At 39.8% G+C, this 12,230-nt stretch carries 10 protein-coding genes; 4 read left to right on the top strand and 6 right to left on the bottom strand.

Annotated elements, in window-relative coordinates:
• Positions 1–177: 177 nt before the first annotated feature.
• The 4 genes from CD001_RS09340 to CD001_RS09325 are packed head-to-tail and all read right to left on the bottom strand — an operon-like array spanning position 178 to position 2,888.
• Positions 178–891 carry a hypothetical protein gene (locus tag CD001_RS09340; RefSeq protein WP_096187240.1) on the bottom strand — a complete coding sequence of 238 codons (714 nt, stop codon included), beginning with the start codon at positions 889–891 and terminating at the stop codon, positions 178–180.
• Positions 888–1,625 (bottom strand): hypothetical protein, encoded by a 738-nt coding sequence (locus CD001_RS09335; RefSeq protein ID WP_096187239.1) that lies wholly within the window; start codon positions 1,623–1,625, stop codon positions 888–890. The genes CD001_RS09340 and CD001_RS09335 overlap by 4 nt, the downstream gene beginning before the upstream one ends.
• Complete coding sequence (locus CD001_RS09330; protein ID WP_096187238.1) at positions 1,606–2,508, bottom strand: ATP-binding cassette domain-containing protein; 903 nt, start codon at positions 2,506–2,508, stop codon at positions 1,606–1,608. Before CD001_RS09330 ends, CD001_RS09335 begins: the two co-directional genes overlap by 20 nt.
• Positions 2,505–2,888 carry a GntR family transcriptional regulator gene (locus tag CD001_RS09325; protein WP_096187237.1) on the bottom strand — a complete coding sequence of 128 codons (384 nt, stop codon included), beginning with the start codon at positions 2,886–2,888 and terminating at the stop codon, positions 2,505–2,507. The genes CD001_RS09330 and CD001_RS09325 overlap by 4 nt, the downstream gene beginning before the upstream one ends.
• Positions 2,889–2,951: 63 nt before the next feature.
• Between CD001_RS09325 and CD001_RS27270 the strand changes: the two genes are divergently transcribed.
• The 3 genes from CD001_RS27270 to CD001_RS09310 all read left to right on the top strand — a co-directional run bounded on the left by CD001_RS27270 (position 2,952) and on the right by CD001_RS09310 (position 4,529).
• Positions 2,952–3,284: a hypothetical protein gene (locus CD001_RS27270; protein WP_179298682.1), complete on the top strand. Its 333-nt coding sequence runs from the start codon at positions 2,952–2,954 to the stop codon at positions 3,282–3,284.
• Positions 3,285–3,345: 61 nt separating this feature from the next.
• The gene (locus CD001_RS09315; protein ID WP_096187235.1) at positions 3,346–3,639 is read left to right on the top strand and encodes a transposase; all 294 of its coding nucleotides are present in this window, start codon (positions 3,346–3,348) and stop codon (positions 3,637–3,639) included.
• Positions 3,597–4,529: an IS3 family transposase gene (locus CD001_RS09310; protein ID WP_142303566.1), complete on the top strand. Its 933-nt coding sequence runs from the start codon at positions 3,597–3,599 to the stop codon at positions 4,527–4,529. The genes CD001_RS09315 and CD001_RS09310 overlap by 43 nt, the downstream gene beginning before the upstream one ends.
• Positions 4,530–4,622: 93 nt before the next feature.
• Here the strand turns inward: CD001_RS09310 and CD001_RS25970 are convergent, their stop codons facing one another.
• Positions 4,623–4,802, bottom strand: coding sequence for a hypothetical protein (locus CD001_RS25970; protein WP_142303565.1), 180 nt, complete (start codon positions 4,800–4,802; stop codon positions 4,623–4,625).
• 177 nt (positions 4,803–4,979) lie between these two features.
• Here CD001_RS25970 and CD001_RS09300 point away from each other — a divergent pair, with 177 nt between their 5' ends.
• Complete coding sequence (locus tag CD001_RS09300; protein ID WP_096187232.1) at positions 4,980–6,869, top strand: glycoside hydrolase family 127 protein; 1,890 nt, start codon at positions 4,980–4,982, stop codon at positions 6,867–6,869.
• A gap of 197 nt (positions 6,870–7,066) precedes the next feature.
• Here the strand turns inward: CD001_RS09300 and CD001_RS09295 are convergent, their stop codons facing one another.
• A complete protein-coding gene (locus CD001_RS09295) occupies positions 7,067–11,986 on the bottom strand; it encodes an Ig-like domain-containing protein (protein WP_096187231.1) in 4,920 nt (1,639 codons plus the stop codon).
• Positions 11,987–12,230: the final 244 nt, after the last annotated feature.

Raw genomic sequence — 12,230 nt, 5'->3', positions numbered from 1 at the left:
GGTCTGCCGCTCGCTTCCTTCAGATTCCACGTCACCATGGACACCCTTGCGTTTGGCTAACCACTACTTCTGCCTTCGTGGTTCGGGACTTTCACCCTATAGATTACACCCATGCTGGGCGCACTAACGAAAGGAAACCTTGCGATAAGCAAGGTTTCCTCTGGCAGCTACGCTATATTATTTGTACTGGAAATGAAATGGGGTTTCGGTTTCGACACTATTCAGTACAGTACCTTCTGGAACTCGGATCCAAAGGGTGTGCGGTCCTTCAGAGCTACCACCTGATAAACCCCAACTATAGATTTCACTGTCTCGGAATTGGTTGATGATAAATTCGTAGTCAAACATTTTCATATGAACCTCAATATCATTTTCTGTACGAATCGTTAACAGATCGTCATCCATTATTAAGTCGACATTTGGATAATATTGCGTTAGATCCATGTTCGTAATAATTAGCTTTGGGTATATGTGCACCACCTCAAACTCTGAAGTGAGTTCTGAAGTTTCTTCCACATATAGATCAAATGTAGTGTATTCTGAAAGTGCCGATGTCCATGTCAGTGTATCACCGTTAAGCTGAAATACTTCTCGTTGAGCTCGATAGTCAGATAAAATTGTCTCTACTTCTCCAGCTTGAATGAGTGCTCCTTTTTCTGCCTCATCTTCTTCAAGGACTTTATCTTCCATTGAGACAATCTCAGGCATTTCTTCGTTCGCACTCAACACGTATGAAATAGGAACTGCTAATAGGAGGAGGCCGATATAAGCGGCGAAAACTTTGTAGATTGTCTTAACACCTATTTTTTTGCTAGGAATCATTGCGACCTTTCTTACAACGAATAATATGGCAACTAAGATCAGGACATTTATAATAATAATTTGGATCATGATCTCACCTCCATTTTTTCAGTAAACAAAAGTGTAGCCACAAAGAGGATCCCTGCGCTAACCGTCGTTTTCAGGGCAAAAAGAATAAAATTTGACTCTTGGAATATAAAAACAAAAATGGCTTCGACGACATTACCGCTTATGCTCGCACCGAAAAATGCGCTGATTATCAAAATGACGACGACCGTACGGATAAAAACATGCAATTGAAAAATCATCCCGATAAAATACCCTGCTGCAGCTAGGAAAACGAGATAAAAGAATGCAGTCCAAAAACCTAATAACCAGTCACTGACACTGTATGTGACAGCCAGTGTTATTCCTTCTCCACCAAAAATGGAATATATTACACGAATGAGTGCACTTGATAACATCGACGTCAACGCACCGAATAAGGCAGCAACAATTAAAAATAACCCGTTCGCTATGTTACTCGTTTTACGAGTTGTTATAAAGGTGTAATCATCGAGCTGGTTCGCCTTCGTTGTGATGATAATCGCTGATATGAATATCCAAAGCATTGTAAAGGTAAAAACCATATTCGCGTTGTATAGAATAGAATCTATTCGCATGCCGGACATACTAAATCCAGCTTGACCTACTCCGTTCATTGAAAACAAAATTCCAATGCCCTGTAACGTCATTAATGTCCATATAACACCTACATAGGACTGGAATTTATACAGCAATAACTTTTTTACAATATCTGAGGTTTTAGGTGCGACGGTAGACATCGTCGATTCCTCCTCTCTGATGCTGTGTCAAATAAACACACACCTCTCCTGGTGTGGCATATGTCACTTTTAAGCCTTTGTTGCGCCAATCTCTCTCATCGATTTTGGAGCCGTCGACGCGAATGACTGCTGTCTGGTGGTTAGGTGTCGGCCCTTCTTCATGTAACACAAGCTTTCCTTTCGTTACTTCCCTGACGGCTTCGACCGGACCAGTGACTTTTATTACATACTGCTTCATCTCATCCATCGATTCGTGGAGATGGACCTTGCCGTTATGAATGAGCAGCAAATTTTCGAGTAAATCTTCTATTTCATTAACATGGTGACTCGAGATCAGCACGGTTCGCGGCATTTCTAAGTAATCTTTTAAGAGCGCTCTGTAAAAATCACGTCGCACCGATTCATCCATGCCCGTTGTCGGTTCGTCAAAAATCGTAACCGGACACCTTGAAGCAATACCGATGATGGCATTGAAAGTACTTGTTTTTCCTTTGGATAAATGTTTATGACGTTGTTTTTCATTAATCTGAAAGTAGTTTAATAGACCTCTTGCAATCTTCTCATCCCAATTCGGGTAAAACATCGCTGCCATTGTCAAAATTTCATCTACATTCATCGAATCTGGAAAAGCCATCAGATCATCTATGAAAATACTATTTGCAGATACGAATAAATTGTTAAACGGATTTTGCCCTAAAACTTCAATCGATCCTGATGTTGGCTTCTTCAACCCTGCAATCATCTCCAGCAGCGTTGTTTTCCCTGCACCATTTCTTCCAATAACACCCGTGATCGTATTTTCTCGGATCTTAAACGATACGTCGTTCAATGCTTTCTGACGGTGAAAGGCTTTCGATACTTTTTCACATGCAATGACTGTCATTGTTTCTCTTCCTTTCTTCGCTTTTCTGCTGCTTTCATCATCCGAACTAGCTCTTCATGCGGGACCCCGAGATAATCTGCTTCTTGCACTAAGTTATCGATCATCTGAACGAGTGTGTTTGATTTCCGCTTCGTTAATATCTTTTCTCGTGCTCCCTCCGCAACGAACATACCGAGCCCCCTCTTTTTATATAAAATTCCGTCATCAGCAAGAACATTAAGCCCCTTTGCCGCTGTAGCTGGATTAATCGTAAACATCTCTGCTAATTGATACTGAGAAAAAACTTTACTGTCAGTCGTTAATTGTCCATTTAATATTTCTGTTTCAAGCCACTCTGCAATTTGAATATAAATCGGTTTTGTGCCATTTGACTGGAGCAAACATCTCACCCCTCCTCTTTATGTAGGGTAGTGCATTACTGATGTAATGTACTAATTATTATATTGTATATATGGAAAAATTGCTACCAGAAATTTGCTACCGAAGCTGCTCGGCATTTCGTCGTAGTTACTTACAGGTTTGGCGCAACTTCTCTACGTTTAGGCGCAACTTCTCTTTGCTTTGACGCAACTTCTCCGTGCTTTCACGCAACTTCTCCTTGCTTTGACGCAACTTCTCCTTGCTTTGACGCAACTTCTCCGTGCTTTGGCGCAACTTCTCCGCACTTTGACGCAACTTCTCCATGCTTTCACGCAACTTCTCTGCTTTTGGACGCAACTTCTCCTCGGTTAGGCGCAACTTCTCCTCGGTTTGACGCAACTTTAAAGTTAGTCTAAAAAGTGGACACGGAAAAATGGGCATACTGTTAAAACAATCCATTTAAAAGGACGTGTCCACATGTCAAAACAATACTCACTAGAATATAAAGAGTACGTGGCGAAGATGGTGGTTGATGAAGGACGTAAAATGAGTGAGGTATCATACGAGCTAGAGATCCCTTCATCAACGATGTCTCGTTGGATATCCAATTATAGAGAAAAGAAGTATGGTCCCAAGCAAGAAAAAGAATATATTACTCCTTCTGAATTTAAGAAGTTGAAACGTGACTATGAAAAAAAGTTGCGTGATATGGAAGAGGAAAATGAAATATTAAAAAAGGCAATGCACATCTTCACCAAAGGCCAGGAGTAAAGTTTTCTTTTATTCATACACACCGAAAAGAATTCTCTATTGTGAAGATGTGCAAGGTCCTTGGTGTTTCAAAAAGCGGTTACTATAAGTGGCGTCAATTACAAGAACAGCTCGAGTCTGAGAAGGAAAAATTAAAAAGAGAAATTAAACAAAAAATCTGTAAGTCATTTCATGAAAGTGAAGGAACTTACGGTAGCCCCAGAGTACACAAAGACTTAGTCGAATGGGGGTATACTATTTCTAAAAAAACTGTTGGACGATACATGAAAAAGCTCGGGTTAAAAGCGTCTCCAGAAGGAAAGTATATTGTGACAACAACAGATTCAAATCATGATTTGAAAGTGTACCCGGATTTATTACAGCGTGATTTCAAAGTAGAAGAACCAGATCGAGTTTGGGTTTCTGATATCACTTACGTTCGTACACTTGAAGGTTGGGTCTATCTGGCAAGTATTATGGATCTTTTCTCTCGAAAAATAGTTGGTTGGAGTATGGACAAACATATGAAAAAGGATCTAACTATTAAAGCTTTAAATATGGCCTTTATAAATAGAAATCCATCTGAAAATCTCATACATCACTCAGATAGAGGTTCTCAATACTGTTCAAAAGACTATGTAGATTTATTACAATCGAAAGATTGTAAGCTAAGCATGAGCCGCAAAGGGGACCCTTATGACAATGCGTGTATAGAATCATTTCACGCAACTATTAAAAAAGAACATATTTATAGACGGCGCTTTAAAACCAGAGAAGAAGCAATAAAATCAATTAATTATTATATTAGTAGTCGTTACAACACAAATAGAAAGCACTCTACATTAGGTTATTTTTCGCCTAGTCAATTTGAGAGCAATTACTATTTATTTGGATCTCAAAATGTTTCATAAATATCTCGCAGGCTTTCTAAAGGATCAGGTAGGAAATTTACCTGATTCCTTTAGAAAGTCTAACCAAACGCAGTGCGGTAGGATTTAGAAGATTTAAATCCCGTTTATCAGGTGTCCACTTTCTTGACAGAAGTCCAACTTCTCTTTGCTTGGGCGCAACTTCTCTTTGCTTGGGCGCAACTTCTCCATGCTTTGACGCAACTTCTCTTTGCTTTGACGCAACTTCTCCTTGCTTACACGCAACTTCTCCGCTCTATACCGCAGCAACTCCAATTTTATACACCACAAAATCTAAATGACAGAATTATTTGACATTTGCGACTATGAACCATTATACTGTACATAGGTTAAACGATTAATCTATCTTTAATCTATCTTTAATCTATCATCATCAAATGAATACGCATCATGTTTAAACCCGACTTACAATTTTTGAATGGGAGTGGTTGCATGAAATTAGAAAAAGAGAAGTATATTCCTTTAGCTCTATCAAAGGTGGACATTAGTGATAACTTTTGGAAGCCTAGAATTGACATAAATCGAGAACAGACAATTCCTTTTCAATATAAACAGTGTGTAGATACTGGGCGAGTTGATGCATTAAAGTTAAATCCTGATTCGCCGGAGCCTCATCCATTTTGGGATTCTGACATTGCGAAATGGATTGAAGCTGGCAGCTATAGTCTTGCGAAGTACTACGATCCACAACTTGATGAATTAATCGATCAGGTCATTGACTTACTTGAAAAGGCGCAGCAGCCTGATGGATATTTGAACTCGTATGTGACGCTCGTATGTCCGGAAAACCGTTGGAAAGATTTACGTGACTCCCATGAGTTATATTGTGCAGGTCATTTAATTGAAGCTGGTGTTGCACATTATAAGGCGACAAAAAAGAAGTCACTGCTTCATATCGTTAGTAAATATGCAGATTATATTGACACTGTTTTTGGCCCAGAGCCTGGAAAACTAAAGGGGTATCCTGGTCATGAGGAAATTGAATTAGCGCTTGTCAAACTTTATCGTGTCACTCATAATGACAAATATTTAAAGCTATCTAAATTTTTTATTGATGAGAGAGGAAAAGAACCGCACTACTTTGACGAAGAACAAAAACATATAAAAGGTTACTTTGACGATGTTTTCAAGACATTTGATCATTTAAAGGAATATAATCAATCACACAAACCTGTTCGGGAGCAAGACAAAGTTGTAGGTCATTCTGTCAGAGCTATGTATTTATATTGTGCGATGGCTGACTTAGCGCATGAATTAGGTGATGAAGAGTTAAAGATAGCTTGTGAAAAATTATGGCACAGCTTACATAGTAAAAATATGTACATTACTGCGGGCATTGGGTCTGAAGCGAAGCATGAAGGCTTTACTTTTGATTATGACCTTCCAAATGAAACATCGTACGCGGAAACATGCGCAGCAATCGGGTTAGTATTTTGGAATCATCGAATGCTGCAGCTGGATTGTAATCGAAAGTATGCTGATTTAATGGAACGTGCTTTATACAATGGAGTGATGAGCGGTGTGTCGTTAGATGGTAAAAAGTACTTTTACAATAACCCGTTAGCTAGTATAGGTGATATTCATCGCGCAGAGTGGTTCGGAGTTTCTTGTTGTCCGCCAAATATCTCAAGGTTACTCGCCTCACTCGGAGAATATATTTACTCTTATGACAACCAGTCGATTAATGTCCACCTTTATATTGATAGTACTGCTCGTTTCGATATAAAAAATGAACACGTTACTTTACATCAAACATCCAATTATCCATGGGAAGGACAAATTGATTTTTCAATAAACGTTCAAAACCCTACTGCATTCAAACTGAAACTTAGAATACCGCAATGGTGTAGAGATGCAAAACTAGTTGTTAACGGCAAAACGATTGATATTCAAAGTAATAGTCATAAAGGGTATGTGATGATCGACAAAACGTGGAGCAGCGAAGACAATGTTACGTTAGTGCTGCCGATGGCTGTTGAAAAAATGTATTCGCATCCTCAAGTGAGACAAAATGTCAATCATGTCGCGATACAAAGAGGTCCTCTCGTTTATTGCATTGAAGGTGTCGACAATCAACATCATATCCACAATATCATTCTGCCAACTGAGGAGGAGTTAAGAGCTGAATATGATGAGCAATTATTAGGCGGCATAGTGAAAATTACCGGAAATGCTAAAGCTTTAGAAAGTTCCGCAGATCATGACAACTTGTACAATCCAGATCTGCCAAAAGAAAAGGATGTCGAACTCACTGCAGTCCCCTATTACGCTTGGGATAATCGTGATCCAGGAGCAATGAAAGTTTGGATTCCAAAAAAATAGTTTATGAGGCTAAACGATCAGACACTTTGGCACAGTCGTCTTTTCCAGTTTAGCCTCTTTTATTTGAAAAACGAGCGTTACACACATTTTTTCCAAAAAGAAAAGCCCCAACTATAATGAGGCTTTTCAAAGTCGTCCGTGGAATGCGGGTCTAATTATAAGCATGTGATAACAAGAACCAAGAAAGTTTTTGGAAATTACTCTTCAAGCATTAATTGTTCTGCCCACCAAATGAATACGTCGGCTTGCTCAGCTGTTATACTGCGATCTGTTTGTGAGATTACTTGGTCGATATACGATTGTAATAAATCGTTCGCTTCCTCAGTATCTCCTTGATCACTTGCCTTTTCAGCATTCTCTAGCTTTTTCACTAACGCGTTAATAATCCCGTCTGATCCTGGAGCATCATTTTCTACTATGAACGTCTCTGTTAAGTGTGCTAGATTGTCAAACGTTGTAGCGATTTCTTCTAAACTATCAATTGCCGATTGTAACATCGTGTAGGCATCGTATAGTTCTTCTTCTGACAGCTCGTCTAAGTCTAGACTTTCTGCTGTCTCGATTGCATCTTGCAATGCTCCAAACGAGTCTTCTGTGTAAATATAGTACTCATTTGAATAATCTTTTGCTTCATCTAGTAACTGATTAAACGAATCGACTGTCAACGCTACCGTTACATGTGCTTCTGCCTCAATGTCTGTTCCAAAAACGGAGCCACTAACCGTAAATTCCCCGACTTCTTCATATTCGGATGGGTCAATCGAATCCCAAGTGACCTCCCTCGCGATCGTACTGTCATCCTCAAGTACTAACGATACAGTAGATGGAAGGTCTGGTTCTACTCCGACATTCGTTGTTACTCGTTTAGGGATAATCCTAGAAACATCTGACCACAACTCTAGCACTGTTATGTTTGCAACCGCAGGTAGGTTTGTGCCTTCAACCGTACCTTCTACTGTAAACTCACCAGGTTCAGAATACTCGGATGGGTCGATTGAATCCCAAGTGACTTCAGCAAATAAGTTATCCCGAGATCCATCGTTATACAGTACTTCTACGAAGGACGGTAATCTTGGCTCGTTTCCTTCTAACGTAATTAGATTTTCTTCTTCTACTGTATTAATTTGTATGCTGGATCGAGGTTCACTTCTTATATACACTGTTCCTTGAATCATTTCATGTGAGGAGTCTAAAGCTCCAGAGATGTCGTAGCTCACATCAGTTTCTTCTAGTTGTTCTTCACTAAGAGATTCCCACGTAACCCCAACTTCGTGGGTAATCCCGATATGGTTGTATACTTTCGTCACGGTTTCTGGTAGTTCAGGTTCCTCTCCAGTCATAACACGGACTTTCACGTCTTCTGGCTCTAACGTATACGGAGGCTCAAATACTTTCCATTCTAATATGCCTGTCCATTGATTGCCCCTTGTGATCGTCATTCTTAGCGCTGTTGTTTTTACAGGTTCAAATGTCGTTGTGTTATATTCGTCTGGCTCTACTTCTAACCCTGAGATCACTTCTACGTCCTGCCAATTCCCATCGGAATCAAGATACTCAAGTTCATACGATTGAGGCATTTGAATACCGCCACCATCTGTCCACCAATACACATCTGACTGGTTGATGACGACCTCATCTTCCCACGTATATTGAACCCACTGAGTTTCAGAAGGGTGATTCCAATTTCCATAAGCACCACCCGTTTTATCTGTCGAGCTTTCAGGGTCAATACCGTTGTTTATCGCATTGATATCTTCCCATGAAGAGACAAATGACGTTGATGGCGTTGCGCTCCTCGCTAAATTGACAAATGTCATTTCGACTTCTACTTCAATTTCTGCAGTCGTCGTATATTCACCATCAAAAGCTGAGAGTGAGAGCGTGTAAGTTCCTTCTTCGGAAAAATTCGCAATGGTAGTAATCGAATTCGGGTCTGAGAATATAACAGTGCCAGGTCCTGATTCTACGTCCCAAGTTAATTCAGGGAAATCGAACTCTTGACCGTCGTCTCTCACTGTCGCATATAATTGTTTTTGCATCGGCTGGTCAAAATTGTTGTCAATAAATATTTCAACTTCCGGTGCCTGATTTTCTTCAATGGGGACTTCGATACCTGTTTCAAAAACTTGGATTTCTTTCAGCCCCATATCAACACCTGGATAAGGTGTCATCAATACTCTCATTTTTTCCGCTGTAATCGTATTAAATTTCACTTCATTAAAGTTTGCCTGAAGCGGGCTCTGTTTCTGATTCGGTACGGTTACCCACTCTGAGCCGTCGTAGTATTGAACCATATAATATAACGGTTCTCGGTAGTTATTTTCATGTTTGTCATTGTAAAAATACAGTTTTACGTTATCAAAAGATGTTTCTTCACCGAAATCTACTTCAAACCAATCTTGCTCGTTTGGTGAACCTTTCGTTCCCCAAATCGGATTTGGTGCTGCATAATGGCTTCCTCGAGTTGTTGGCAGCCCGCTGACAGTAAAGCCATTCACTGCATTTTCTGCCGCTGTCATATCTTCCGGGTTAGAACCGACAGCAGTGTAAGAAGCCGATACATCTTTACCTTGTGCAAGATTTTCTAATCCTCCTGTTTCTTCAGAAAGGTCAACACCTGCTTTTTGAAACATATCGACTGCTCTTTCATTGCTCTTCAAACTGACATCTGTTGCTTCCTTAAACGTATCTTCTTTTGCTTCATTGAACAAAATGTCTGCATCGCTGTTTTCATCTTCAATTGTGACATCTCCTGTTGCAGGATCATACGTAAGGTGAACAAGTTCACTAACTGTAAAAACGAGTTGTCCATCTAAATAGACTGAATAACCTTCTGGAGCATTCTCATAATGTTGCGTTCCATTCGGTTCATCCCATACAATCGTCAAGTCGCTATCGTGATATCTTAAGTTGTTCACTGTAAAATATTCATAGCCCATATTGATTGGCCAAAGTTCCAACGTATCATCCAGCCTTGGCTGCATCCCGGCAATATCCTCAATGATCGAGAAGTTATATGCTCCAAGAATGTTATGAGGAATCCATGATCTGTATTCGATCGTTTGTGTTTCTTCATTATAGCTATTCCAAAACTCTTCATTGTTTGGATAGCGATTATCGCCATCGATATATTGAGTCCACGTCAGCCATTCGATCAGCTTTCTGTACATTTCAGGTGAAATGTATTCTGACGGATACTCTCTAATAGCTTCTGAAAAAAGTCTTGACTGAAGTGTAGAATTTATATTCGAGAAGTTATTCGTTCCTCCTCTTCCTGCTTCAACAGCTAACTGTTTATCATACTGGTTCGCAGTAAAAAACGGCATAATTGGGAACTGTTCTGCATCTGCATAAAACCGAAGTGCTTCAATATACTCATCGGTATCAGTCGGGACAACTCCATGAGTGAATGGTGACCAGTTTTGCTGGTCTTTCCATGGTACTAATTCACCTGACTCAATGTCTCTTTGCTTAAATACCTTTCCGTTATCCCCTTCTGAATCGTCCCACAATATGTCTAGCATAGCCTGTTGAATGTTGTCAGCAAGCTCAGTCATTTCCTGTGCTTTTTCTTCGTTACCAAGTATTTCATAAATTTCAGCCGCTGCTCTCGCTCCTGAATAGTTAAATGAACTTTGATCTGTTCGATCTTGGTCTCTATCTCTCCAGTTTAAGGCAACAGCATCTGCATCATTCCCTGTTAAAGATCCCCAATCATACTGAACGAGGTAATTTTCTTCCGTGTCATATTTTTCTAACTGTCCGTATATATCCCCTTCTGTATAGCGGGCAAGGTTTTCGAGTATATCTAAATCTCCACCGTGGACTTTATAAGATTCCCAAGCTTCATCTGCAATCCATTGGGCATATGTGTTATTCCAATTATTTGGATCGCCTGGGTTATCTTGAAAGGCAGAGAATTTTGAGCTTTCTCCTGATGACACCCAATTCCCGTATGAAAATAATGGATCTCTAAAATACTTTAAATCTTGCATATGCATCGGTTGAGTCAACTGAATCGCGTTATTATAACCGAGAACCCCCTCAATCGATACTGGGAACTGAAAATCATTGCCGGGGATATTTGCATCTAAATAATTAAAACGATTCAAAAACGTTCTGTAATAAGACATTTTTTTAATATTTTCATCGTCAATGTCGATATACGGCACATTTTCATGCCAGAATTGATTGTACTCATCTAGGTGAGTCGAAAATGCCGTATTTGGATCATATTGTGCAAACCTTTCATAATCAGTTGTTGATTCTGGTATTTCTTCTGTCGTGACACCCATTTGAATTTTTACTGTCGTCGATTCTCCCGGTTCTAACGTAATTGATCTCGTTAAATCTGAATCGTCAACAGTTAATCCATCACCACTCAAACGAGGATACATCGTTGTTAAATCAAATCTAGCCGTTTGAACCCCCGTTAACTCGGTCCCATCTTCTGAAGGTGTATCTACTAGAGGAGACGAAACGGTGAGCGTTTTTGTCAAACTATCATCACTCGTATTCGTCATATTTAAAATGGTCACCGCCACATTGTTATGAGTAATGAACTTTTTCTGTTCAATACGCACATCATCTCCATGATGCTCGCTCGTCCAATAGCTTGGGTATTGTTTTCGTTCTGAGGAATCCTCTGAAAGTGATGTGTCAGATAACGTAATCGTATACATGTCCCGTTCACTTCCAGAAGGCATTTCACGGTATGCATATCCACCAGCAAATCCAAGCACACTCGGGTTGTGAACAAACATATATAGTGCTCTTCCACGTGTAAACAAATCAGTTCCACCAGCTGCACCTGTTCGTTCAAGAATTTCATCGAACCAAAATTCTTCTCCTCCAGCTGCTAGATTTGCCTCGTAAATATCTTCAAGCATACTGCTAGAAGGGTCATATGGAACAGGTTCTTCTGGAACTGGATTCTCTTCGCCGCTGTATTCAGGTGTTCCTGGATCAACAGCCTCAGGTATACCAGGATAATCTTTGTAAGTATATACATCAGGTGTTTCCGAATTGTCGGCAGCAAAAATGGTAGTCGGTATACTTGAGATTAATAGTAAAGCAATCAATACGAATATGACTGATTTCTTATACAATGTTTTCAACTCTTTCTCCTCCTTACTAGATTCTTTCACACCGTCTCACCAAATCATTAGTTACACCACACCATAAGACCAACCTCCTTCCTATGAGGAGAGTTGATCCCCTTTAACTAAGTTAAACGATTAACCTAAAAACATATGGTTCCTACCCGATCGAATCACCCCCTAAAAATAGCATGTAAATTTGTAAGAATATCTAGGTCAATTTGTTGATGTTGATAGTCATTGAATGTGAGTTCTCAGTGTA

Origin of the sequence: Evansella halocellulosilytica (assembly GCF_002335745.1) — a bacterium.
GTDB classification, from domain to species: Bacteria; Bacillota; Bacilli; order Bacillales; family Salisediminibacteriaceae; genus Bacillus_CA; species Bacillus_CA halocellulosilytica.
Note: the sequence above shows the minus strand (reverse complement) of the source record. Positions and strands in the feature narration are given on the sequence as shown.

Coding starts and splice junctions, on each gene's coding strand:
- CD001_RS09340 (WP_096187240.1), bottom strand. CDS start 891: ATGATCCAAATTATTATTATAAATGTCCTGATCTTAGTTGCCATATTA.
- CD001_RS09335 (WP_096187239.1), bottom strand. CDS start 1,625: ATGTCTACCGTCGCACCTAAAACCTCAGATATTGTAAAAAAGTTATTG.
- CD001_RS09330 (WP_096187238.1), bottom strand. CDS start 2,508: ATGACAGTCATTGCATGTGAAAAAGTATCGAAAGCCTTTCACCGTCAG.
- CD001_RS09315 (WP_096187235.1), top strand. CDS start 3,346: ATGTCAAAACAATACTCACTAGAATATAAAGAGTACGTGGCGAAGATG.
- CD001_RS09300 (WP_096187232.1), top strand. CDS start 4,980: ATGAAATTAGAAAAAGAGAAGTATATTCCTTTAGCTCTATCAAAGGTG.